Origin of the sequence: Streptomyces sp. NBC_00454 (assembly GCF_041434015.1) — a bacterium.
GTDB lineage: Bacteria > Actinomycetota > Actinomycetes > Streptomycetales > Streptomycetaceae > Streptomyces.
This window is the reverse complement of the sequence record NZ_CP107907.1, coordinates 7,696,613-7,721,740: the sequence shown is the minus strand read 5'-3', so window position 1 is coordinate 7,721,740 and position 25,128 is coordinate 7,696,613. Positions and strand designations below refer to the sequence as shown.

The 25,128-nt window shown below is 70.9% G+C and carries 15 protein-coding genes and 1 pseudogene; 9 read left to right on the top strand and 7 right to left on the bottom strand.

Annotated elements, in window-relative coordinates; all coding sequences use genetic code 11:
- Positions 1–92: 92 nt before the first annotated feature.
- From OHU74_RS35180 to OHU74_RS35170, 3 genes are all read left to right on the top strand, one after another.
- Positions 93–2,312, top strand: coding sequence for a glycoside hydrolase family 3 N-terminal domain-containing protein (locus tag OHU74_RS35180; protein WP_371614118.1), 2,220 nt, complete (start codon positions 93–95; stop codon positions 2,310–2,312).
- Positions 2,309–3,865, top strand: coding sequence for a glycoside hydrolase family 43 protein (locus tag OHU74_RS35175; RefSeq protein WP_371614119.1), 1,557 nt, complete (start codon positions 2,309–2,311; stop codon positions 3,863–3,865). The genes OHU74_RS35180 and OHU74_RS35175 overlap by 4 nt, the downstream gene beginning before the upstream one ends.
- 331 nt (positions 3,866–4,196) lie before the next feature.
- Positions 4,197–6,923 (top strand): beta-L-arabinofuranosidase domain-containing protein, encoded by a 2,727-nt coding sequence (locus OHU74_RS35170; protein ID WP_371614120.1) that lies wholly within the window; start codon positions 4,197–4,199, stop codon positions 6,921–6,923.
- Positions 6,924–6,945: 22 nt separating this feature from the next.
- Here OHU74_RS35170 and OHU74_RS35165 read toward each other — a convergent pair whose 3' ends face one another.
- Positions 6,946–7,977, bottom strand: a complete 1,032-nt coding sequence (locus OHU74_RS35165; RefSeq protein WP_330300569.1) for a LacI family DNA-binding transcriptional regulator — start codon at positions 7,975–7,977, stop codon at positions 6,946–6,948.
- A gap of 303 nt (positions 7,978–8,280) precedes the next feature.
- On the opposite strand from OHU74_RS35165, the gene OHU74_RS35160 reads away from it, so the two are divergent.
- The 5 genes and pseudogenes from OHU74_RS35160 to OHU74_RS35140 all read left to right on the top strand — a co-directional run.
- Positions 8,281–9,252, top strand: a complete 972-nt coding sequence (locus tag OHU74_RS35160) for a glycoside hydrolase family 6 protein (protein WP_371614121.1) — start codon at positions 8,281–8,283, stop codon at positions 9,250–9,252.
- Positions 9,253–9,288: 36 nt separating this feature from the next.
- Complete coding sequence (locus OHU74_RS35155) at positions 9,289–10,578, top strand: glycoside hydrolase family 6 protein (RefSeq protein ID WP_371614122.1); 1,290 nt, start codon at positions 9,289–9,291, stop codon at positions 10,576–10,578.
- Between the two features lie 332 nt (positions 10,579–10,910).
- Positions 10,911–12,353 carry an endo-1,4-beta-xylanase gene (locus tag OHU74_RS35150; RefSeq protein ID WP_371614123.1) on the top strand — a complete coding sequence of 481 codons (1,443 nt, stop codon included), beginning with the start codon at positions 10,911–10,913 and terminating at the stop codon, positions 12,351–12,353.
- Positions 12,354–12,450: 97 nt separating this feature from the next.
- Positions 12,451–13,746 carry an RICIN domain-containing protein gene (locus OHU74_RS35145; RefSeq protein WP_371619526.1) on the top strand — a complete coding sequence of 432 codons (1,296 nt, stop codon included), beginning with the start codon at positions 12,451–12,453 and terminating at the stop codon, positions 13,744–13,746.
- Positions 13,632–14,123 (top strand): annotated as a pseudogene (locus OHU74_RS35140) (beta-galactosidase domain 4-containing protein); the annotation flags it as partial. The gene OHU74_RS35145 and the pseudogene OHU74_RS35140, both read left to right, overlap by 115 nt.
- 87 nt (positions 14,124–14,210) lie before the next feature.
- On the opposite strand, the gene OHU74_RS35135 reads toward OHU74_RS35140, so the two are convergent.
- Both OHU74_RS35135 and araD read right to left on the bottom strand, forming a co-directional pair.
- The gene (locus OHU74_RS35135) at positions 14,211–16,682 is read right to left on the bottom strand and encodes a glycoside hydrolase family 9 protein (protein WP_371614124.1); all 2,472 of its coding nucleotides are present in this window, start codon (positions 16,680–16,682) and stop codon (positions 14,211–14,213) included.
- A 1,172-nt stretch (positions 16,683–17,854) separates the two neighbouring features.
- Positions 17,855–18,592, bottom strand: coding sequence for an L-ribulose-5-phosphate 4-epimerase AraD (gene araD / locus OHU74_RS35130; RefSeq protein WP_371614125.1), 738 nt, complete (start codon positions 18,590–18,592; stop codon positions 17,855–17,857).
- 335 nt (positions 18,593–18,927) lie between these two features.
- Here araD and OHU74_RS35125 point away from each other — a divergent pair, with 335 nt between their 5' ends.
- Positions 18,928–20,004 (top strand): LacI family DNA-binding transcriptional regulator, encoded by a 1,077-nt coding sequence (locus OHU74_RS35125; RefSeq protein ID WP_371614126.1) that lies wholly within the window; start codon positions 18,928–18,930, stop codon positions 20,002–20,004.
- Between the two features lie 186 nt (positions 20,005–20,190).
- Here OHU74_RS35125 and OHU74_RS35120 read toward each other — a convergent pair whose 3' ends face one another.
- From OHU74_RS35120 to OHU74_RS35105, 4 genes are all read right to left on the bottom strand, one after another.
- Positions 20,191–21,315, bottom strand: coding sequence for an aldose epimerase family protein (locus tag OHU74_RS35120; protein WP_330300561.1), 1,125 nt, complete (start codon positions 21,313–21,315; stop codon positions 20,191–20,193).
- A gap of 110 nt (positions 21,316–21,425) precedes the next feature.
- Positions 21,426–22,448, bottom strand: a complete 1,023-nt coding sequence (yjfF, locus tag OHU74_RS35115; protein WP_371619515.1) for a galactofuranose ABC transporter, permease protein YjfF — start codon at positions 22,446–22,448, stop codon at positions 21,426–21,428.
- Positions 22,445–23,545 (bottom strand): ABC transporter permease, encoded by a 1,101-nt coding sequence (locus OHU74_RS35110; RefSeq protein WP_371614127.1) that lies wholly within the window; start codon positions 23,543–23,545, stop codon positions 22,445–22,447. Before OHU74_RS35110 ends, yjfF begins: the two co-directional genes overlap by 4 nt.
- Entirely contained in the window at positions 23,542–25,104 is a 1,563-nt protein-coding gene (locus tag OHU74_RS35105) for a sugar ABC transporter ATP-binding protein (RefSeq protein WP_371614128.1), read from the bottom strand. Before OHU74_RS35105 ends, OHU74_RS35110 begins: the two co-directional genes overlap by 4 nt.
- Positions 25,105–25,128: the final 24 nt, after the last annotated feature.

Genomic DNA, 25,128 nt, shown 5'->3' with positions numbered 1-25,128 from the left:
CACCGGGTCGCGGCGCCCGGCACGGCACCTTTCCATCGCACCGAACACCGCGCCCCGGCAAACCTTCCCGGCCACAGCACTAGGAGTCTTCCTTGACCGAGCCCTGGCGTGACCCCCTCCTGCCCGTGCCCCTACGAGTCGCCGATCTGCTGAAACGGATGACGCTGGAGGAGAAGGCGGGTCAGCTCGCCGGCTTCTGGGCGCTGCCCTCGGATCCGGGCGCACCCGTCGCGCCGATGGAGGACGATTCCGGGGAGTCCGCGCCCGGCCTCGACGACATCGTCGCCCACGGCCTCGGCCAGCTCACCCGGGTGTACGGCACCGCGCCCATCACCGCGGAGGCCGGGATGGAACGGCTCGCCTCGCTCCAGCGGCAGGTGACCGGATCCGGCCGGTTCGGGATACCGGCGGTCGCTCACGAAGAGTGCCTGACCGGGTTCATGACGTTCGGGGCGACGGTCTTCCCCGGGCCGCTGGCCTGGGGCGCCTCCTTCGATCCCGGGCTAGTGCGCCAGATGGCCGCCGCCATCGGCGCGGGGATGCGGCGGGTCGGCGTCCACCAGGGGCTGGCCCCGGTGCTCGACGTGGTCCGCGACTACCGGTGGGGCAGGACCGAGGAGTGCATCGGTGAGGACCCCTATCTCGTCGGAGCGATCGGCACCGCCTATGTGCAGGGCCTGGAGGGCGCCGGGATCGTGGCGACCCTCAAGCACTTCGCCGGGTACTCGGCCTCGCGCGGCGGCCGGAACATGGCCCCCGTCGCCTCGGGACCGCGCGAGTTCGCCGACGTACTGGTCGAGCCCTTCGTACGGGCACTGCGCGAGGGGGGAGCCCGGTCGGTGATGAACAGTTACACCGACGTGGACGGCGTCCCGGTGGCCGCCGACGAGCGGCTGCTGACCGAGCTGCTCAGGGGTGAGCTGGGTTTCAGCGGTGTGGTCGTCGCCGACTACTACGCCGTCTCCTTCCTGGAGACCCGGCACGGGGTCACCGGATCGCGGGGCGCGGCCGGCGCGCTGGCGCTGACCGCCGGGATCGACGTCGAACTGCCCACGGCCCGGTGCTACGGCGAGCCGCTGACCGAGCTCGTGCGGGCGGGAACCGTGTCCGAGGAGCTCATCGACCGGGCCGCGGAACGGGTCCTGCTCCAGAAGGCCGAGCTCGGCCTGCTCGACCCCGGCTGGGAGCCCGTCAAGCCCGAGCCGGTCGACCTCGACCCGCCGGAGAACCGGGCACTGGCCAGGCTCCTGGCCGAAAGGTCCACCGTGCTGCTCGCCAACGACGGCATCCTGCCGCTGCGGCCGTGCCGGGTCGCGATCAGCGGGCCTTACGCCGACGACCCCCAGTCCTTCCTCGGCTGCTACTCCTTCCCCAACCACGTCGCGCTGCCAGGCGACCTCGGGCTGGAGATCCCGACGCTCGGCGAGGCGCTCACCGCCGCCGGGTTCACGGTCACCGCGGACGATCCGGACGTGAACCTGCTGGTGCTCGGGGACCGGGCCGGCATGTTCGGCCGGGGCACCTCCGGAGAGGGCTGCGACGCCGAAACCCTCGACCTGCCCGGCGACCAGGCCGCACTCGCCTCCACCGTTCTGGACTCCGGGGTGCCGACCGTCCTGGTCCTCGTCTCCGGACGGCCCTACGCGCTCGGCACGCTGGCCGAGCACGCATCGGCCGTGGTGCAGGCCTTCTTCCCCGGCGAGGAGGGCGGGACGGCGCTGGCCCGGATCATCAGCGGCGCCGCGGAACCGTCCGGGCGGCTGCCCGTCTCCATCCCCCGCCAGGTCGGCGGCCAGCCCGGCACCTACCTGCACGGCAGGCTCGGCGGGCACACCGACTGGAGCTCGGTGGACCCCACCCCGCTGTTCCCGTTCGGACACGGGCTGAGCTGGACCACCTTCACCTGCTCGGAGCTCTCCGTGGATCCGGTCGCCGCGACGGACGGCGCCGTCGCCGTGTCGGTCACCGTACGCAACGTCGGCGAGGTGGCCGGGACCGAGGTGGTCCAGCTGTACCTCTCCGACCCCGTGGCCTCCGTCGTCCGGCCGCAGCGGTGGCTCGCCGGATTCGCCAGGGTCGAACTGGGGCCGGGCGCGGCCGCCCGGATCACCTTCTCCGTCCATGCCGACCGGACCTCCTTCACCGGGCTCGACCTGCGCAGAAGAGTGGAGCCCGGGGAGATCGGCGTGGCCGTCGGACGGTCCAGCGGCGATCTTCCGCTCCAGGGCTCCTTCACCCTGGAGGGTCCCGTACGTCACCCGGCGGCCGACCGGGTGCTGTCCGTGCCGGTCGAGATCGTGCCGGTTTCATGACCGCGTTCTTCGATGATCCCGTCTTCGGTGAGCCCGTGCTGCCCGGGTTCCGGCCCGATCCGTCCGTCTGCCGGGTGGGAACGGACTACTACCTGGTGACGTCCAGCTTCGAATGGTTCCCGGGCCTTCCCGTCTTCCACAGCCGCGACCTCATGAACTGGCGGCGCATCGGCTCCGCGCTCGACCGGCCGTCCCAGCTCGACCTCGACGGGTGCGAGCCCTCCCGGGGCCTGTTCGCGCCGACGATCCGGCACCATGACGGGGTCTTCCACCTCGTCTGCACGCTGATGGACGGCCCCGGCCATTTCGTCGTCACCGCGACCGACCCGGCGGGGCCGTGGTCGGAGCCGCACTGGCTGGAGGGCGAGGGCTTCGACCCGTCGCTGTTCTTCGACGACGGGCCGGACGACGACGATGGGCACGGGGACGGCAACGGCAACGGCAACGGCAACGGCAACGGCAACGGCAACGCCAACGGCGACGGCCGGGCCTGGTTCACCGCCGCACGAGTCGTGGACGTAGCCGCGGGCCGCACCGAGATCTGGATGCGCGAATACCTTCCCCGGGAACGACGGCTGACCGGCCCCGAGTACGTCCTGTGGTCGGGAACCCACCCCGGCGCCCGATGGTCGGAAGCCCCGCACCTGTACAAGACCGGCGGCACCTATCTACTGGTCACCGCCGAGGGCGGCACCGATGTGGACCACAGCGTGGTGGCCGCCCGCGCCGACCGCGTGACCGGCCCCTACGAGGGCGCCCCCGGCAATCCGGTGCTCCCGCCCGCCAAGGGCCCGGTCACCTGCACCGGGCACGCCGACCTCGTACAGACCCCGAACCGCGACTGGCGGGCCGTCCTCCTGGGCGTCCGCCGCGGCTCCGCCCTCGGCCGCGAGACCTTCCTCAGCCGGATCACCTGGGACGCGGGCTGGCCGGTCTTCTCCCCCGTCGCCCACACCGACCCACGCCGCCCCGTCCACGACGACTTCGCCACGCTCTCCCCGGACTGGAGCAGCCTGCGCACACCGCCCGAGCGGTTCTGGACCACCGGCGACGGGCTCCGCCTCCAGCTCCGACCCGAACGCCTCGGCGACCGCACCACCCCGTCCCTCCTGGCCCGACCCCAGGAACAGCCCGACTGCGACGTCTCCACCGAACTGCACTTCGCCCCCGCCGCGCCGGGCGAAGAGGCGGGCCTCGCCGTAGTCCTCGACGACGACACCCATCTCCTCTTCCTCCGCACCGCGGAAGGACTCAGCCTCCGCCGCGGAGCCGAGGTCCTGGCCGACGTGCCCGTCCCCCCGGGCCCCGTTCGCCTTGGGGTCCGCATCCGCGGCTTCAGCCACACCTTCGCCCACTCGGCACCGGACGGCGCCTGGCAGGACCTGACCACCGTCGAAGCCACCTTCCTCACTCCGCTGTTCACCAGCATCCAGCTCGGCCTCTATGCCACCTCCAACGGCCGCCCCTCCACCAACCAAGCCCACTTCGCGTGGTTCGACATCACGTACCCGAGCCCGATCCCGAGCCCGCAGGAACCGCCGGGCAGGCCCTGACGTCGCTGCTGCCGCGGCCAGGTGGCGGTCCGCGTCCGCCACCTGCCGGCTCGCACCTCACCTCCCGCCCAGCCGACCGCATTTGACCGCGGTGTAGGTGGCGCGTTGCACGCCACCGGAGCGGATCGGTCGCCCGGAGCAGCTGCGCGCGGTGCGCGGTGCGCGGGCCGGCCTTGTCGGCGCCGCCCGTCGAAAGTATTGACACGTCAATTGTGAGCGCTAACACTCATGCGCAGCAGGCGGCCGCCCCCACCGACCTCGCAGCCGCCGGTTGAAGCCCAACAGCCCTTGTGAGCGGCGTCCTTATCTCTCACGGACCATGGAGTTCGCCATGCCGGTTCCCCCCTTCAGCCGCCGCGCCATGATCAAGGCGACCGGCGTCGCGGCCGTAGCCGCGGCTGTCGGCCCCGTACTGAACACCGTCTCCGCCACGGCGCAGACGCCCCCGGTCGGATCCGACGTCGGAGTGTCGGCGTTCCCGTTCGACCTGGGTCAGGTCCAGCTCACCAGCAGCCGCTGGCTCGACAATCAGAACCGCACCCTGGCCTATCTCCGCTTCATCGACGTCGACCGCCTGCTGTACAACTTCCGCGCCAACCACCGGCTCTCCACCAACGCCGCGACCCCGACCGGAGGATGGGACGACCCGGCGTTCCCCTTCCGCACCCACGTGCAGGGCCACTTCCTCACGGCATGGGCACAGGCCTACGCCGCGGTCGGGGACACCACCTGCCGCGACAAGGCCGACCGCATGGTGGCCGAACTCGCCAAGTGCCAGGCCAACAACTCCACCGCGGGCTTCTCCGCCGGCTACCTGTCGGGCTTCCCCGAGGCCGACTTCACCAGCCTCGAAGCAGGCACGCTGACCAACGGCAACGTCCCGTACTACTGCGTCCACAAGACCATGGCCGGCCTGCTCGACGTATGGCGCCTCATCGGCAACACGCAGGCCCGCGACGTGCTCCTCGCGCTCGCCGGCTGGGTCGACCGGCGCACCGCCGCGCTCAGCCAGAGCAAGATGCAGTCGTTGTTGGGCGTCGAGTTCGGCGGCATGAACGAGGTGCTGGCCGACCTCCACCAACAGACCGGCGACGCACGCTGGCTGACCACCGCCCAGCGCTTCGACCATGCGGCGGTCTTCGACCCCCTCGCCGCGAACCTGGACCAACTGAACGGTCTGCACGCCAACACACAGGTACCCAAGTGGATCGGGGCCGTCCGCGAGTACAAGGCCACCGGGACGACCCGTTACCGCGACATCGCCGCCAACGCGTGGACGATCTGCACCACCTCGCACACCTACGCCATCGGCGGTAACAGCCAGGCGGAACACTTCCGGGCCCCGAACGCCATCTCCGGCTTCCTCGTCCCCGACACCTGCGAGCTCTGCAACTCCTACAACATGCTCAAGCTGACCCGAGAACTGTGGCAGCTGGACCCCGGCCGGGCGTCGTACTTCGACTTCTACGAGAAGGCGCTGCTCAACCACGTCATCGGCGCCCAGAACCCGGCCGACCCGCACGGGCACGTCACCTACTTCACCCCCCTCAACCCGGGCGGCCGCCGCGGCAAGGGCCCGGCGTGGGGCGGCGGCACCTGGAGCACCGACTACGACACGTTCTGGTGCTGCCAGGGAACGGGCGTCGAGTCCAACACCAAGCTGATGGACTCCGTCTACTTCCACGACGGCAGCACCACCCTCACCGTGAACCTGTTCCTCCCCTCCGTCCTGAACTGGACCCAGCGAGGCATCACCGTCACCCAGACCACCTCCTATCCGGCAGACGACACCACGACGCTCAAGGTCACCGGCGGCGCCGGCGGGACCTGGTCGATGCGCATCCGCATCCCCGGATGGACCTCGGGCGCCACCGTCAGCGTCAACGGCGTCGCCCAGAGCGTCACGGCCAGTCCGGGCACCTACGCCACGCTCACCCGGGCCTGGGCCTCCGGCGACACCGTCACCGTGAAACTCCCCATGCGCGTGGCCCTCCAGGCCTCCAACGACAACCCCGGTGTCGCGGCGATCACCTACGGCCCCGCCGTCCTCGCCGGCAACTACGGCAGCACCACCCTGTCCTCCCTCCCGGCCCTGGACCCCTCCTCGATCACCCGGACCAGCAGCACCGCCCTCGCGTTCGCGGCCACCGCCAACGGAACGAAGGTCGAACTCGGCCCGTTCCACGACGCCCAGGGCTTCAACTACACCGTCTACTGGCGGACCGACAGCCCCGGCTTCCGTCTCGTGAACGCGGCCAGCGGACTCGTCCTCGGCATCCGGGACATGTCCACCGCCGACGGGGGCCCCGCCCTGCAGTGGACCGACTCCGGCACCGCCGACCACGACTGGCTCCTCCTCGTCGACGGCACCGCACTGCGGCTGCGCAACCTCAACAGCGGAAAGGTCCTCGGCGTGAAGGACATGTCCACCGCCGACAACGCCCCGGTCCTCCAGTGGTCCGACACCGGCACCGCCGACCACCGGTGGACCGTCGTAGACGCCGGCAACGGCTACCACAAGCTTCGCAACGTCCACACCGGCAAGCTGCTCGGCATCGAAGGCGGCTCCACCGCCAACGGCGCCGCGGCCGTACAGGTGCCCGACACCGGCGCCCCCGCCGGCCAGTGGCAGTTCGTCCCCGACGGCGCCAGGCGCATCCAGAACGTCGCCAGCGGGCGGGTCCTCGGTGTGCAGGACATGTCCACCGCCGACGGCGGCCTCGCCATCCAGTGGGACGACAACGGCACCGCCGACCATCTCTGGACGGCCGTCGTCGACACCGGCGGTCACCTGCGCCTGCGCAACTCCCACAGCGGCAAGGTCCTCGCCGTGGAGAACGGCGGCACGGCCAACGGCGCCCGGATCGTCCAGTGGGCGGACAACGGCGCCGCGGACCACCGGTGGCGCCTGCGCCACGGCGGCGGCGACACCTTCAGGATCCAGTGCGCCAACAGCGGCCGCGTCCTCGGCGTCTCCGGCGCCTCCACCGCCCAGGGAGCACAGACCGTCCTCTGGGACGACAACGGCACCAACGACCACCTGTGGCGATTCATCTGACCCTGCCGCAAGCGCCCGCCGGTCAGGCGGGTGCGGGCAGATCGGGGGCCGATTCGCGCACGGTCAGGCGGGTCGGGAGGATCAACGGGCTGGGGCGGTGTCCTTCGATGGCACTGACCAGCATCCTGGCCATCTCCTGCCCCAGTGCCCGTACCGGCTGATGGACGGTGGTCAGCGGCGGGCTGGTGTGCCGGGCGCTCGCCAGGTCGTTGAAGCCGATCACCGCGACGTCCTCGGGCACCCGCAGCCCCCGTTCCCGCAAGGTGCGCAGAGCGCCGATGGCCATCGCGTCGGAGGCCGCGAACACCGCGTCGGGATCGGGGTGTTCGCGGAGCAGTCGCTCCATCGCCTCGGCGCCGCCCTCCTCGGTGAACTGCCCGGGCTCGACCCCGAGCAGCGGCAGGCCGGACAGGGTCAGACCGTCGGTGAACCCCTGTTCCCGCGCGACCGCGGCCCTGGCGTCCACCTGGCCGGTGATCATGACGGGCCGTCGGCGGCCCGTGCGCGCGAAGTGCTCGGCGGCCAGGCGGGCACCGCCCCGGTTGTCGGCGTCCACGTACCACGTGGGTTCCCCGATGAGCGGGAGTCCGCCGAAGACGACGGGGAGATCGACCTCCTCGCCCAGGCGGCCCAGCGGATCGTCGCCCCGAAGCGCCATCAGCATGACGCCGTCGGCCCGGCGGGAGCGCAGCAGCCGCTCGAACCTCTCCCGGCCGCGCGGGGTGTTGGCCAGCAGCAGGATCAGTTCCAGCTCGGTCTGCTCCAGCGCCTCGCTGACGCCGACGATGACCTCCGCGAAGAACGGGTCCGCGAACAGCCCCGGTTCATCGCTGGAGACCGCCAGCACCACCGCTCCGACCCTGCGGGTCGCGAGGGCCTGCGCGGACGGATTGGGCACGAAATCCAGCTCGCGCACCGCCCGTTGGACCGCCTCCCGCTTCGCACGGCTGACGTGCGGGGCGTTGTTGATCACCCGGGAGGCCGCCGTGCGCGACACGCCGGCGCGTGCGGCCACCTCGTCGAGAGTCGGCATGCGCTTGGGTGACGGCTCCATGGAAGAACTGCTCCTCGGGCTCACGCGGACGGCGAACATCGAACGCCGACATCGAACGAGCGACATCGGACAGCGGCCATGATTCCATCACCGCCCCAACTTCGGACCTGCACACGGATGCCGCCCGGGTCTCGATCTGGTAGCGCTTCCAACTAATGACGCCATACCAGCCATGACGATGCTTCCGTGTTCAACCACTTGACACACCCCGGCGACGGCCCCAATCATCCCATCAGCGCGATCCGACCCCACACCAAAACTGGAAGCGCTTCCACTTCCCCATCCCCCACCGGAGGAAGAACCATGCGCATGTCCGTCCGAGCCGCGTCCGCCCTGCTGGCCGGCGCCCTGACCGCCGGTCTCGCCCTGATCAACGCCGGCCCGGCGTACGCCGCCGACCCGACCACCATGACCAGCGGCTTCTACACCGACCCCGACAACTCCGCTCTGCGGTGGACCAACGCGAACCCGGGCGACGGGCGGGCGGCGGCGATCCGTACGTCCATCGCCAACACCCCGGCGGCCCGCTGGTTCGGCAACTGGAGCGGCGACATCGGCAGCGCCACCGGCGCCTACGTCGGCCGCGCGGACTCCTACGACAAGTTGCCGGTCCTGGTCGCGTACAACATCCCCAACCGGGACATCTGCGCCGGTCAGTCCGGCGGCGGCGCCGGGAGCCGCGCCGCGTACGACGCCTGGATCGCCGCCTTCGCCAGTGGCATCGGCAACCGCCCGGCCGTCGTCGTCCTCGAACCCGACGCGCTCGGCCACGAGAGCTGCATGACGGCTGCTCAGATCGCCGAGCGCAACGCCATGCTGAAGAACGCGATCGCCCAGTTCAATGCCAAGGCACCCAACACCTGGGTCTACCTCGACGCCGGGAACCCCGGCTGGATCGGCGCCTCGACCATGGCGCAGCAGCTCGCCGCCGCCGGGGTCAGCGGGGCACGCGGCTTCGTACTGAACGTCTCCAACTACTTCGCCACCGACCAGAACACCTCCTACGGCAACGCGGTCAACTCCGCACTGAGCTCCTACGGCTACACCAAGCCGTTCGTCGTCGACACCAGCCGCAACGGCAACGGTTCCAACGGCCAGTGGTGCAACCCCGCCGGCCGCCGGATCGGCACTCCCACCCAGCGCGGCGGCGGTGCCGAGATGCTGCTGTGGATCAAGATCCCCGGCGAGTCCGACGGCAACTGCGGCGTGGGGGCCGGCTCCTCGGCCGGACAGTTCCTGCCGGAGGTCGCCTACAAGATGATCTACGGCTACTGATCCGGCCCCGCCTCCCTCCCTCACCGAAGGAACCCCGTGCGCATCCCCCTGCACCGATTAGTCCTGGCAGCGAGCGCGCTCACGCTGCTCTTCGGCGCCGTCGCCCCCGCCTCTGCCGAGGCGAGCTCCGCACCGGCATCCCACACGCTTCCCGCGAACACCCGCTTCTACGTCGATCCCGACAGCGACGCGGCCCACCAGGCCGTCACCGACCTCCTCCACCGGGACTTCGAGGGCGCCAAGTCCATGGCGAAGCTGGCCAGTTGGCCGGAGGCCGCCTGGTTCACCGACGGCACTCCGGAGCAGGTCGAATCCCGCGTACGGGACCTGGTGCGCCGGGCCGAGCGAACCCGGACGGTTCCCGTCCTGGTGGCCTACGACATCCCGCTGCGCGATTGCTCCCAGTACTCCTCCGGCGGTGCGCAGTCGGACGCCGAGTACCAGGCCTGGATCAGCGCCTTCGCCCGGGGGATCGGCCGCAGCAAGGCCGTCGTCATCCTCGAACCGGACGGGCTGGCCAACCTCCCCTCCGACTGCGGGCCCGGAAGCGACCCCACCGGCGCGATCACAGCCGGACGCTTCGCCGACCTCAACCACGCGATCGACGCCCTGGAGCGGCAGCCGAACAGCGTCGTCTACCTGGACGCCGGCAACAGCCACTGGCGCAGCGTCGGCGACGCCGCGGGGCGCCTCCTCCAGGCAGGTGTCACCCGCACCCAGGGCTTCTCGCTGAACGTCTCCAACTACCTGGCCACCGATCTGTCCACCCACTACGGCACCTGGGTCTCCCAGTGCCTGTGGTTCGCCACCAAGGGCCCGGACTGGGCCAAGGGGCACCCCGACTGGTGCGCGAGCCAGTACTACTCCCCCGCGGCACCGAACGACGGGCAGCCGGGAAGCTCCGTGAACGTGGACGACCCGTCCACCTGGCACTGGACCGACCTGTGGTTCCAGCAGAACGTGGGCACCCCGCCCGCACAGGAGCTCACCCACCTCGTCGTGGACACCAGCCGCGACGGCCGGGGCGCCTGGACCCCGCCCGCGGGCAAGTACACCGGCGATCCGCAGACCTGGTGCAACGCTCCCGGTCGCGGCATCGGCGCCCGGCCGGCCGCGAACACCCGCGTCCCGCTCGTGGACGCCTACCTGTGGATCAAGACCGTCGGCCAGTCCGACGGCCAGTGCAACCGCAGCGTCCCGGGCGGCACCATCGACCCGGAGTACGGCGTCGTCGATCCCGCGGCCGGCGTGTGGTGGCCGGAGCAGGCCAAGTCCCTCGTCCGCAACGCCGACCCGGCACTGGAGTTCAACACGGCCCTGCGCTGACCGGAGATCCGAACTGTAGGAAATACCCGCTGTAGAGCGATCCTCATCGAAACATTTTCGATGAGGATCGCTCTATGAAAAGCGGCTATTGGGCTATTCAGAGGCACGGGATTCTCGAAACCCTTTCGAAAGTATTGACATGTTTCCGCGGTGTTTCCAGACTGGGGCCCGAGGCGATACCCCCCGTCTATGTCCGAGTGCCGGGTGTCGGCCTTGAATCGTTACGCCCTGACTGGTGAGCGTCCTTTTGTCAATGGACGCGGGCGTCGTTCACGCGGATTCACTCTGCCCCGCTCCAATCCTTCCGTGATTTCTTTCCTGGAGGCTCTTTCATGGGCTCAAATGCCATTCCCCCATCCACCGTCCGCCGGAAGATCGGAATTCTCCGTACGGCGCTGGTCGCCGGCGTCCTCGGCTCGGCCGCCCTACTGGTGGCTCCGCTGGCCTCACAGGCCGCCGAGAGCACTCTCGGCGGCGCGGCGGCGCAGAGCGGCCGCTACTTCGGCACCGCCGTCGCCTCGGGCAGGCTGGGCGACTCGGCGTACACGACGATCGCGGGCCGCGAGTTCAACATGGTGACGCCCGAGAACGAGATGAAGATCGACGCCACCGAACCCCAGCAGGGCCAGTTCAACTTCGCCGCCGGTGACCGCGTCTACAACTGGGCGGTACAGAACGGCAAGCAGGTACGCGGTCACACCCTGGCCTGGTACTCCCAGCAGCCCGGCTGGATGCAAAACCTCAGCGGCAGCGCGCTGCGCCAGGCGATGACCAACCACATCAACGGCGTGATGGCCCACTACAAGGGCAAGATCGTCCAGTGGGACGTCGTGAACGAGGCCTTCGCCGACGGCAGTTCGGGGGCCCGGCGCGACTCCAACCTGCAGCGCACCGGCAACGACTGGATCGAGGTCGCCTTCCGCACCGCGCGCGCCGCCGACCCGGCCGCCAAGCTCTGCTACAACGACTACAACGTCGAGAACTGGACCTGGGCCAAGACCCAGGCCATGTACAACATGGTCCGGGACTTCAAGCAGCGCGGCGTGCCGATCGACTGCGTCGGCTTCCAGTCCCACTTCAACAACGACAGCCCGTACAACAGCAACTTCCGCACCACCCTGCAGAGCTTCGCCGCCCTAGGCGTCGACGTGGCCGTCACCGAACTCGACATCCAGGGCGCCTCGGCCACGACCTACGCCAACGTGACCAACGACTGCCTGGCCGTCCCGCGCTGCCTCGGCATCACCGTCTGGGGTGTGCGCGACACCGACTCCTGGCGGTCGGAGCAATCGCCGCTGCTGTTCGACGGCAACGGCAACAAGAAGCCGGCCTACACCTCGGTGCTCAACGCACTCAACGCCGGTTCCTCCAACCCCACTCCGACCCCCACGCCCGGTTCCGGACAGGTCAAGGGCGTCGGTTCGGGCCGCTGCCTGGACGTGCCCGGTGCCAGCACGAGCGACGGCACCCAGCTCAACCTGTGGGACTGCAACAACCGCACCAACCAGCAGTGGTCGTACACCGCTTCAGGCGAGCTCAAGGTCTACGGCGACAAGTGCCTGGACGCCGCCGGCACCGCCAACGGCACCAAGGTCCAGATCTACAGCTGCTGGGGCGGCGACAACCAGAAGTGGCGCCTGAACTCCGACGGTTCCATCGTCGGAGTCCAGTCCGGCCTCTGCCTGGACGCGGCCGGAACCGGCACCGCCAACGGCACCCTGATCCAGCTCTACTCCTGCTCGGGCGGCAGCAACCAGCGCTGGACCCGCACCTGACGACCTGGCACGGCGAAAGGGTGAACCGATGAAGACCTACGGTGCGGCTTCCCCCGCCCCTCCACGAAGGCACCGCTGGTGGTCCCGGTTGGCCGCCGTGGTGGCGGCGACGCTCGCGATCGGCACGCTCTTCGCGGTGAAGCCGGCGCCCGCGGAGGCGGCGACGGTGGACGGCAATGCCTGGTACGTCCTGGTCAATCGCAACAGCGGCAAGGCGCTGGACGTCTATGGCGCGTCCACCGCCGACGGCGCGCGGGTCAGTCAGTGGACGCGCAACGACGGAGCCAACCAGCAGTGGCAGTTCGTGGACTCCGGCAGCGGCTTCTACCGGCTCAAGGCCCGGCATTCGGGCAAGGTTCTCGACGTGGCCGGCTCCTCGACCGCCGACGGCGCCGCGATCGCGCAGCGGACCGACGGCAACGGGGCCAACCAGCAGTTCCGGCTGGCCGACTCCGACGCGGGCCACGTCCGGCTGATCAACCGCAACAGCGACAAGGCCGTCGAGGTACAGGGCGCCTCCACCGCCGACGGCGGCAACGTCGTCCAGTACAGCGACTGGGGCGGCGCCAACCAGCAATGGCAGATGGTCAAGCTGTCGTCCGGCGGCGGCGGATGCGGCAGCGCCCCGACGCTGGCGAGCGGTACGCACACGATCCAGAGCAGCGGCAAGAGCCGCAGCTTCATCCTCAGGGTTCCCGACAACTACTCCAACAGCCAGCCCTACCGGCTGATCTTCGCGTTCCACTGGCGGGGCGGAACCGCCGGCGACGTCGCCTCGGGCGGAACGAGCGGGAAGGCCTGGTCCTACTACGGCCAACAGGAACAATCCAACAACAGCGCGATCCTCGTCGCCCCCCAGGGCCTCGACAACGGCTGGGCCAATCCGGGCGGTGAGGACGTCACCTTCGTCGACGACATGATCCGGCGGATCGAGGGCGGCCTCTGCGTCAACACGGCGCAGCGTTTCGCCACCGGTTTCAGCTGGGGCGGCGGGATGAGCTACGCACTCGCATGCACCCGGGCCAACGTCTTCAGGGCTGTCGCGGTCATCTCCGGCGGCGAGATCAGCGGGTGCAGCGGCGGCGCCCAGCCCATCGCCTACTTCGGAATCCACGGCGTCAGCGACTCCGTCCTCAACATCGCGCAAGGACGGTCCCTGCGCGACAGGTTCGTCAGCAACAACGGCTGCACCTCCCAGAACCCGCGCGAGCCCGCGCCGGGCAGCCGGACGCACATCACCACCACCTACTCGGGCTGCCGTGCCGGGTACCCGGTCCAATGGGCCGCCTTCGACGGAGGCCACTTGCCCGGTCCGGTCGACGGCTCCTCCAACGAGAGCGGCGTCACGACCTGGACCAAGGGAGAGATCTGGAGGTTCTTCGCACAGTTCTAGTGACACGCCCGCGCCATGGAGTGGAGCCAGGATCATCCTGGCTCCACTCCGTCGTCGTCCCTCGATGGCAGCGCTTCCCGCAAACGCACCTGCCCTGCGCCCGGGTCTGGCTGGGCGTCACCTACGGCAGCCGCCTGCCGGCCGAGTTCGACGTGACCGGGCGGTTGCGGCCCGGCCGCAACGTGCTGGTGGTGCGGGTGCACGAGGTACTGGACCTTGCCCATCTGCGGTTCACCTGGTCGCTGGCCCGCGACGGGGTCGAGCTGGCCCGGGGCGCGCTGCCCACACCGCAGCTCGCGGCCGGGGAGCACGGCCGGCTGCCGCTGCCGCGACCGGACCTACCGGACGGGGAGGACGGCGGGGGCGAGCGCTGGCTCACCGTCCAGGCGGAGCCGAGCCCACCGAGAGCGGCCCGCCGCACCAGGGCTTCCCGGTGCGGCGGGCGGGCAGGGCATGGTGATCGTTCAGGAGCAGAGTGCGCCGTTGAGCGTGTATCGCGCCGGGATCGCGTTGGTACCCGAATACGTGGCCTGGAAGCCGAAGCCCACGCTGCCGCCGGGCTCCAGCGTGCCGTTCCACCCGGAGTCCCGGGCGGCGACCGTGCTGCCCGACTGGCTCACCGTGGCGTTCCAGCCGTTGCTGATCCGCTGATCACCCGCGAAGCTCCAGCCGAGGGTCCAGCCGGAGATCGTCGAGGTTCCGGTGTTCCTCAGGGTCACCGTCGCGGTGAAGCCGTTGCCCCAGGCGTTGTCGATCCGGTACGCCACCGTGCAGGAGGCCGCCGACGCATCGTCGTCCGCCTCCGTCGCCGTGAACGTCGCCGACTGCACGCCGGGACCACCTACCGTGAAGGTCGCGCTGCCCGAAGACGTGTCAGCATCCTGCGCGGCGACGACCGAAACCTGCTGCGGCGTCGCCCAGTTGGCCGGGGTGAACACCAGGGTCGCGGCTGCCGACAGGTCCTCGTCGCCGGAGTTCCGGGCCACCGTCACCGTCACGTTCTGCGCGGGCGCTGCCGAGAGCCGCACGCCCACCGGCGCCGAGCCGCCCTCCGGGACCGTTACGGCCGCCGGTGCCACCTGGACCACGGGCGCCGCCGGGGCGCCCCGCCGCTCGGCCGCGAAGGCCGCCAGCCAGGCCAGGGAGGCGTTCCAGTTGATGGCCACCTCGTTGGTGGAGTACGAGCCGATGTCGTCCACGTAGCAGGCCGCCGGTGCGCAGCCCGTGAGCTTCTCCTTGGCCACCGGGTCCTCCAGCCCGGCGTTCGGCCCGCCCGCGAAGGAACCGGCCGGCGGGTGCGGGAGCGAGGCGTCGTTCTGATGCGCCCAGAACCGGTGGTGCTGGTTCTCGGAAGTGCGGTCGCCGTAGCCGGTGACGTAGGAGAGGTCGAGCGCGTTGCGGCCGAGCAGGTAGTCCAGGGACTCCAACGCTCCGGCCCGGTAGCGCTGTTGCCCGGTGATCTCGTACGCGACGGCCAGCACCATCGCGTTGTTGGTGACGGAGCTGTTGGAGCCCCACACGTACCCGGTGGCGGGGAGCGGCACCGCGTAGCCCTGGCCGGACATCGTGGACAGGTGGCCATCGGCGGCCGTGGTCAGCAGGCCGCGCAGCCGGGTCACGTCGTCGGCGGGCAGGGTCACGCCGGGGACGGTGGCGAGGGTGATGCGGCCGAGCGTCGCGGTACCGCCCCACCAGAACGCGTCGACGGGCTTGGTGTGGTGCGGGGAGGAGGTGACGGCGTCCCGGTACTGGGACTCGCCGGTGGTGGCGAGGAGTTCCGCCGCCGCCCAGTAGAACTCGTCGGAGACGTCGGCGTCCTCGTAGGCGCCGCCGCCGGTGCTGTCGCTCGCCAGGGCGAGCACGTTCGGGTTGGCCTTGGCGGCCGTCCAGGCCCGGCGGGCCGCGTCCAGGCAGCGCGCGGAGAACGCGGCGTCGTACGACGCGTACACCCGGGCACATTGCGCGGCCGAGGCCGCCAGGTTCAGCGTCGCGGCGGTCGACGGCTTGTGCAACTCGCGTTGTTCGGAATCGAGTTCGGGCCGGGTCGGCAGGGCGGTCCACTTGGCGTCGTGCATCTTGTGGAAGGCCATCCCGGCCATCGGCTTCCCGGCCGGGACCTGCATCCGTAGCAGGAACTCCAGCTCCCAACGGGCCTCGTCCAGCACGTCCGGCGTCCCGTTGCCGCGCTCCGGCACCCGCAGCGTCGCATCGCCGAGCGCCGCTTCACCACCCGAACGGCGGGCCCGCTCGAAGGAGTTCACCATCTCCCAGACGGAGATGCCGCCGTTGACCACGTACTTGCCCTGGTCGCCCGCGTCGTACCAGCCGCCCCGCACGTCCAGTTGGTAGTCGCACACCCCGGACTGGCAGGGGACGCCGGTGTCGCCCTTGTTCGGGGCGACGCCGAGGTGCCCGGCGGGGCGGGCGTACGCGCTGCCTCCCGCCAGGGCGGCATCGATCGCGATGCCACTGCGCTGCTGGTAGAAGAACGACATGCTGTCGGCGCGCAGTCCGTCGTAGAGCGAGGCGGATATGTCGAAGGGGTGGCTGCTCTGGCCGCCGACGACCAGGGTGAAGCCGGTGCCGGTGCCGGTGTACGCGCCGAAGTCCACCAGGTGCGTGGACTGGCCGGACGCCTGGTCGGCGCCGCGCACCGTGGTGGCGCCCGAAGCGGTCACCGCACCGGAGGCGTCGCGCAGTTGCCAGGCGAGCGGGGCCGTCGCGGAGCTGGCCACGGTGGCCCGCTTGGGGCCGTCGGGCAGGTAGCCGAGCTGGTTGACCCGGACGGGCGTGTCGGCAGCGGCGGCCACGGTGGCGGCAGCCGCGACCGGAACGGTCAGGGCGGTCGCGGACAGACCGCCGACCGCCAGCGCGAAGCCGGCGAGCACGGCGGCCGCGCGACGTGGCACGCCGCGGGCGGAGGTGACAGGAGGCACGGTGAAGCCTTCCTCGGTGGATGAGGGGCAGAGTGGGAGCGCTCCCAATCAAGCCAGGCGCCTCACGGACCCGTCAAGGCAACGGTACGAACCGGTGGTTGAGCGAACCGCGTCCGCGAACAGGCCGACCGCCACCACGGCTTCGGCGCTTGTGAACCGGTGGCCCGAAATCGACGATCAGGGGCGGCGCCGGCCCCGCCGAGGGGGCTCACACGCCCCAACCCCCACCGCCCGACCCTCACTCACCGGCGGCCAGCGCATCGGCCGGTTGCGCGGGAGCGGGCATCGACGGACAGCCGGCCCCGTCACGCTCCGCGCGGACGCGGTGTCCGTCCGGAAAGGTACCGGTCCCGGCGGTGACGGACGCGAGCCGGTCGCGCCAGCCGCTGTGGGGCGTCGGCGCAAGCCACGCGGCTCCAGCCACTCAGCGACCGCCGGTCGGCGACCGCCACTCAGTGACTGCCACTCGTCCAGCGACCGGCAAGGTCGAGCCCCGTCACAGGGCCGACTCAGACGATCCGGCCCGCGCCGCCGCGGCTGGCCACGAGGGCAGGAGGGCGGGCCGACGACCGGAGTGGCAGGTGGTCGGACCCGGCCGGAACCGTGGCATTCGGCGACCCGTGAGGCGTCAGCCCGGCGGGGCGAGGTCGCGCGCCGCCGGCGACAGCACCTCGCGGCCGCCGACGCCCCCTCCCCCGCCGCAGATTCTCCGGAAACCTGCCGCGCGTCGCCGCGCTGCGAGGCGGTGCGCGACCTCAGACGCCCGGGGCGTGCGGGGCACTGGGGTCGGGCGGGGCGCCCGGGGTGTGCTGGGCGCCGGAAGCCTGGGGGGCGCTCGCCGCGTCGTGACGAGGCGCGGAGTTTCAGGCGCCCGAGGCATGCGAGGCGCCCAAGGCATGCCGGGCCGCTCACCGCGTCCTGACGAGGCGCGCGGCCTCAGACGCCCGAGGTGTGCGGGGCGCCCGGGGTGTGCGGGGCGCCCGGGGTTCGCGGGGCCGCTCGCCGCGCCGTGACGAAGCGCAGGCCTCAGACGCCCGAGGTCTGCGGGGCACCCGAGGTGCGCGGGGCCGCTCGCCGCACCGTGGCGAAGCGCAGGGCCTCGCACGCCCGGGGCCTGCGAAGCGCCCAAGGCATGCGGCGCCACTCGCCGCGCCGCGACCAAGCGCAGAGCCTCAGGCGCTCGGGGCCTGAAGGGCGTTGCCGTAGTAGGCGTCCGGTCCGTGCTTGCGGGTGAAGTGCCGCTCCAGCAGATGCCTCGGCGGTTCGGAGGTGTCTCCGAGGCGGGAGCCCAGCGCCAGCGTGTGCAGCGCCATCTCCGCCACGGCCTCGCAGACGATGGCGTTCTCCAGCGCAGCCTTCGCGGTGGCGCCCCAGGTGAAGGGGCCGTGCCGTGAGACGAGCGCGCCGGGGACCTCGTCGGCCCGGCGGGGGTCTCCGTCGAGCCGGGCAACGATCACCTGCCCGGTGTTGTACTCGTAGTCCTGCGCGCACTGCTCGGCGGTGAGGTCCGCCGTCACGGGGACGGGCCCGTTGAAGGTGTCGGCGTGTGTCGTACCGAGCACGGGGATCGGGCGGCGGGCCTGGGCGAAGGCGACGGCGTGCGTCGAGTGCGTGTGGGTGACGCCGCCGATGGAGGGGAAGGCCCGGTAGAGGCACCGATGGGTTTCGGTGTCGGTGGACGGCCTGAGGTGTCCGTCGACGACCCGCCCGTCCTCCAGCGCCACCACCACCAGGTCGTCCTCGGTGAGGTCGGCGTAGGAGACTCCGGACGGCTTGATGACGAAGACGCCGGCGTCTCGATCCACTCCACTGACGTTTCCCCAGGTGAGGGTGGCCAGACCGGCCTCCGGGATGCGCAGGTTGGCCGCGAGGACCTCGCGACGGAGGTCCTTGAGAATGGTCTCGCTCACTACGCTCTCACCGTCTGTCTGACATGCGCGGCGGTTTCTCCGGACCGGCGTCCCGCCGGCCCCGCAGTCGCGCATGAGCGGGCTGGACTGATCGGGGGCCGCACCGGGCATCGCGGCTGCGCTGCCGCAGCTACCCCACCCACTTGGCTACCCCGATCGAATTGTTAACGCTAACAAGCAGTAATCTCAAGAGGTAGGAGAAGATTCATGCCCACACCATGCGAACAACGCTGCATAATGTGAACGCCCACATCGATCCTGATCGACGGACTCCCGGCCGGTCCGGGATATGTGCGGGCCGCGGCTGGTTCGGTACCTTGAGGGAAGGCCGCTCGATGAGGAAAGGAAGAGAGTTGACCCAGCTCCCAGACGTCTCGCGAGCGCCCACCATGACGGACGTCGCACGTGTCGCCGGCGTGTCCCACCAGACCGTTTCGCGGGTGCTCAGCGACCACCCGAACGTCAGCGCCAAGACCCGGGCCGCCGTGACACAGGTCATCGAGCAGCTCGGGTACCGCCGCAACTCGGCAGCCCGGGCCCTGGCCACTCGCCGGACCCACACGCTGGGCGTCATCGCGGTGAACACCACACTGCACGGGCCCGCCAGCACCGTGGCGGGAGTCCAGGAGGCGGCTCGGGACCGCGGCTATCTGACGTCCGCCGTCACGCTTCGGACCGCCACGCAGACGGCCCTCGCCGAAGCCATGCAGCACCTCGCCGGGTGGGGCGTGGAGGGGATCGTGGCCGTCACTCCCCAACGCGCCGCGGTGCGGGCCCTGGCGGCACTGGAAGCACCGTGCCCGGTGGTCACCGTGGAAGGCGGCCACACCCTCGACCTGCCGGGGGTGTCGCTGGACCAGAGCCTCGGGGCTCGCATGATCACGGAACATCTCCTCGCCTCGGGCCACGCCACCGTGTGGCATGTCGCGGGCCCTCCCGACTGGCTGGAGAGCGAGGCCCGCACCCAGGGATGGGAGGACGCGCTCCGCGATGCCGGCGCCGAGGTGCCGCCCCTGCTGCGCGGCGACTGGAGTCCGCTGTCGGGATACCAGGCCGGCCAGCAGCTCGCGGGTCGATTCCGGTCGTCACAAGGGCGGGGAGCGGCCCTCACCGCGGTGTTCGTCGCCAACGACCAGATGGCCCTCGGTGTCCTACGGGCCTTGCGGGAGGCCGGCCTGCGCACGCCGGAGGACGTGGCGGTCGCCGGATTCGACGACATCCCCGAGGCCGAGTTCTTCCCGCCCCCGCTGACGACGATCCGTCAGGACTTCGCCTCGATCGGCCGCGCCAGCATCGGGCTGCTCCTGGACCACATCGAGGGCCGGACCGACGAGTCGACGCACCTGGTGGTGGCGCCCGAGCTCATCGTGCGCGCCAGCACGGCCCGCAGGGTCACTCCCCCCGGCGAATGACCCCCCGATGCCCCCCAGGCGCCCGGCCGTTGACCCCTCCCAGGGAGAGCCGGGCCCCGGGGGCGCCTCGTACGGGAAGCCGGGCCCTTGGGACACCTCGTACGGGGATTGACGCCACAGGCACGAAAGCCGCTGTCCGGTGCCCCCTGCGGCACCGGACAGCGGCGACGGCCGACGCCGCCCCTCTCAGGCGGTGACCGTGGTGAAACTGTGGATCGTGGTGGACCGGTACAGCTCGCCCGGGCGCAGCAGGACCGTCGGGTAGTCGGGGCGGTTCGGGGAGTCAGGGAAGTGCTGGGTTTCCAGCGCGACCCCCGCGTAGGCCTGGTAGGGCCTGCCTCCCTTGCCCGTGATGTCACCCGTCAGGCCTTGGGCGGTGTAGACCTGGATGCCCGGTTCCGTGGTGAGCACGTCCATGCGGCGGCCGGACGCGGGGGCGTACAACACGGCGGCCTGGCGGGGACGGGCCCGCCGGTCGCCGTCGAGGACCCAGTTGTGGTCGAAGCCGCCACCCGCGAGGGCCAGTTGCGCATCCGTATAGGTCAGTACGTCGGAGAGCCGCCGGGGCCGACGAAGGTCGAACGGGGTACCGCTGACCGAGCGGTGGGGGCCGTCGGGGATCAACTCGCTGTCGACGGGGGTGTAGAGCGGGGCCGCGACCTGGAGATGGTGGGCCAGGACGTTGCCGCGCCCCTCCCCTTCGAGGTTCCAGTAGGCGTGGTTGGTGAGGTTCACGATCGTCGGCGCGTCGGCGACCGCCTGGTACGACAGGGTCAGGTTGTCGTCCCGGTCCAGCGTGTAGGTGACGCGGACGTTGAGGGCGCCGGGGAATCCCTGGTCGCCGTCGGGACTGTGCAAGAACAGACGGACACCGGTGCGGTGTGCGGAGTGGAAGGGTTCGCACCGCCACACGCGCTGGTCGAACCCGTCGGGACCGCCGTGCAGCGTGTGCCCGGTCTCCTGGGTGGCGAGCCGGTGGGTGACGCCGTCGACGACGAGCCGGCCGCCGGCGATCCGGTTGGCGTAACGGCCCACCGTCGCGCCGAAGTAGCGTGCGGAGCCCTCGAAGGCGCCGGGGTCGCCGGCGGCGAGCACCACGTCGGCGGTGTGGCCCCAGCGGTCCGGCAGGATCAGGGAATGGAGGCGGGCGCCGCGCGTGTGGACCTCCGCGCAGGCCCGGCCGGGGAAGCCGAACCGCCACCTCTCCCCCGGCCCTTCATCGTCCAGGCGCAGGGGGCGGACCGCCCGCGGACCGGCGGCAGTCTGCCCGCGCTCGGCGGCCTGATCGACAGTTTCGTATGCGTGTTCCATGGCGGTATTCCCTGGAAGTCGGTCCACCGGGGGGGCGCGCCGGGAAGCTCTGTGATCGCGGCGCGCGAACGCGGTGGCACGGGCAGATGGGCTGCGGAGCCGGGCCGGAGTCAGTCGGTGGCGGGGCGGCGGCCGCTCATCAGACGTTGCAGCACGATGAACACGAGCAGCAGGGCGCCGATGACGATCCGGGTCCACCAGGAGCTGAGCGTGCCCTGGAAGTTGACGACCGTCTGGATCATGCCGAGGACGAGCACGCCGAGGGCGGTGCCCAGGACGAAGCCGGAACCGCCGGTCAGCAGCGTGCCGCCGATCACGGTGGCTGCGATCGCGTCGAGTTCCATGCCCATGGCGTGGAGTGCGTAGCCGGAGAGCATGTAGAAGGTCAGCAGCAGGCCGCCGAGTGCGGAGCACAGGCCGCTGACGGCGTATACGGCGATCTTGGTGGAGCCCGCCGGAAGACCCATCAGGCGTGCGGAGGACTCGTTGCCGCCCAGCGCGTACACGTTGCGGCCGAAGCGCGTGTGGTGCAGTACGACGAAGGCGATCACCAGCACGGCCAGGGCGATGACGACCGGGATCGAGACGAACAGGCCCCCCGGGCCGTACAGCCGGGTCTGCGCGATCGCGGCCGTGGTGGGGTCGCTGATCGTGATGGATTCGGTGCTGATCGTGTAGCAGAGCCCGCGGGCGAGGAACATGCCGGCCAGGGTGACGATGAACGGCTGGATCTCGAAGGTGTGGATGATCCAGCCCATGAGGGTCCCGCTCGCGGCGCCGACCAGCAGGACGAGGGGGATGACGGCGGCCAGGGGCCAGCCGTGCGACTCGACCAGCCAGGCGGTGATCATGGTCGACAGGGCCACCATGGAGCCGACGGACAGATCGATGCCGCCGGTGAGGATGACGAAGGTCGCCCCGACCGCGACGACCAGGAGGAATCCGTTGTCGATCAGCAGGTTCAGTACGACTTGCGTGGAGAGGAAGCCCTCGTAGCGCACCGATCCGACGCTGAACATGACGACCAGCAGGACGGCCGTGACGATCAGTGGGATACGGGTGCGGGTGCGCGGCGACACGGTCGCGAAGGGGCGGGTGAGGTGCGCGGCGGCGCTCGCGATGCCGGTGCTCATGCGCCTGCCTCCTGCTGCTGCGGGGCGGCGCCCGCTGCGGTGTGGGATCGGGGAGTGGTCGTCCTGCGGCGGCGCAGTACCTTGGCCCGGAAGACCGGGGACTGCACGAGGCAGACGACGATGACGACGAATGCCTTGAAGACGAGGGTGGTCTCGGGCGGGACGCCGAGGGTGTAGACGGTGGTGGACAGGGTCTGGATGATCAGGGCGCCCAGGACGGTGCCGCCGAGGGAGAAGCGCCCTCCGGTCAGGGCGGTACCACCGACGACCACGGCGAGGATCGCGTCGAGTTCGATCCACAGGCCGGCGTTGTTGCCGTCGGCGCTGGAGACGTTGGAGCTGATCATCAGCCCGGCGACGGCGGCGCACAGCGCGCTGAAGACGTAGACCAGGGCGAGCAGACCGCCGGCCCGGATGCCGACCAGGCGGCTGGCGGCGGGGTTGCCGCCGACGGACTCGATCAGCATGCCGAGTGCGCTGCGACGGGTGACGAAGGCGGTGAGCGCGACGAGGGCGGCCGCCAGGAGTACGGCGAAGGGGAAGGTGAGCCAGTAGCCGCCTCCGATCATCTTGTAGGGGGCGCTGGTCACCGTGATGATCTGGCCGTCGGTGATCAGCTGGGCGACACCGCGTCCCGCGACCATGAGGATCAAGGTGGCCACGATGGGCTGCACCCCCAGCCCGGACACCAGGAAGCCGTTGGCCAGGCCCAGTACGAGGGCGACGCCGAGGGCTAGGCCGACGGCCGTGAGCGTGGTGGCGACGCTGCCGGGGTGTGCGGCGGTGGAGATGTGCCCGCAGGCGAGGGCGCCGGCGATGGCGACGGTGGAGCCCACCGAGAGGTCGATGCCGCGGGTGGCGATGACCAGGGTCATGCCGAGCGCCACCAGGATGAGGGGCGCACCGAACTGCAGGATGTCGATGAGGCTGCCGTAGAGGTGTCCGTCGCGTATGCGGACGGAGAAGAAGTCGTGGTGGAACGCGAGGTTGCCGAGGAGCAGGGCGAGCAGGATGAGCGCGGGCCACAGCAGGCGGTGGCCGGCCAGTCGTCTCCCGATTCCGCCGGCCGCCTCGGACTTGGCGGGCTGGGTGGTCATGAGTCCGTTCCGGTGGCGATGGTCGTGAGGAGGCGTTCGGGCGTGACGGTGTCGTCGTTCGCGAGGGTGGCCACCATGCGGTGGTCGCGGAGCACGGCGATGCGGTGGCTCAGGCGCAGGACCTCTTCGAGTTCCGCCGAGATGAACAGCACGGAGGTGCCTTCGCCCGCCAGGCGGGCCACGAGTTTCTGGATCTCCGCCTTGGCCCCGATGTCGATGCCCCGGGTGGGTTCGTCGAGGATCAGGAGCCGGGGGTCGGTCAGCAGCCAACGCGCGAGCAGGACCTTCTGCTGGTTGCCTCCGCTGAGGTGGCGCACCTGCGCTTCGGGGTCGCCGGGGCGGATGTCCAGGGCTTCGATCCAGTGCCGCGCCAGTTCGTCCTGTTTCGCACGAGCCAGCGGCCTGGTCCAGCCGCGGGCGGCCTGCAGGGCGAGGATGATGTTCTCGCGGACCGTGAGCTCGCCCACCAGCCCCTCGGACTTGCGGTTCTCGGAGCAGAACGCGATGCCCCGGGCGATGGCGTGGCGGGGGGTGCGCAGGACCACCTTCTCGCCCTCGATGCTCACATCTCCGGCGTCCGCGCTGTCCGCGCCGAACAGGAGGCGCGCCACCTCGGTGCGGCCCGAACCCAGCAGGCCCGCCAGTCCGATGACCTCGCCGGCGTGGATGTCGAGGTCGTACGGTTCGATCGAGCCCGTGCGGGTCAGCTGCCGTGCCCGGAGGAACGGCTCGCCGGCCGCCCGTACGGCCGCTTCCTCGTGGGCACGGCCGGACAGCTGGTCGAGGGTGGCCAGTTCTCCGCCGATCATGCGCTGTACCAGCGTCACCGGCGTGAGTTCCCCGATGGGGTACTCGCCTTCCAGTTGGCCGTTGCGCAGGATGGTGACGCGGTCGCAGAGGTCGAATACCTGGTCGAGGAAGTGCGTGACGAACAGGATGGCCACACCGCGGTCCCGCAGGCGCCGCACCAGGGTGAAGAGCTGGGCGACCTCCTCGCGGTCCAGGCTGGAGGTGGGTTCGTCCAGCACGAGCACCTTCGCCGAGACGTCCACCGCCCTGACGATGGCGACCAGTTGCTGTACCGCCAGGGAATGCGCATCGAGCAGACTGGTGACGTCCAGGTCGAGGTCCAGTTCCGTCAGCAGCTCGGCCGCCCGCTGACGCATCGCGGACCAGTGGATGAGACCGAACCTGCGCGGTTCGCGCCCGATGAGGATGTTCTCGGCGACCGAGATGTTCGGGCAGAGGTTCACCTCCTGGTAGACGGTGCTGATTCCGGCCTGCTGCGCCTGGAGGGGGTCCGCGAACGCGTGGGGCCGGCCGTCGACCACGAGGGTGCCGCCGTCGGCGGGGTGGACACCGGTGAGCACCTTGATCAAGGTGGACTTCCCGGCGCCGTTCTCGCCCATCAGGGCGTGCACCTCACCGGGGAAGAGCCGCAGGCCGACTCCGTCGAGGGCGAGCACGCCCGGGAACTGCTTGCGGATGCCCTGGGCTTCCAGGACCGGACGCGGGCCGCCCGCGTCCGTGGGCCGCGGGGTGGTGGACGGGGATGCCATCCGCCCTCCTCTCATGGGTGGGGT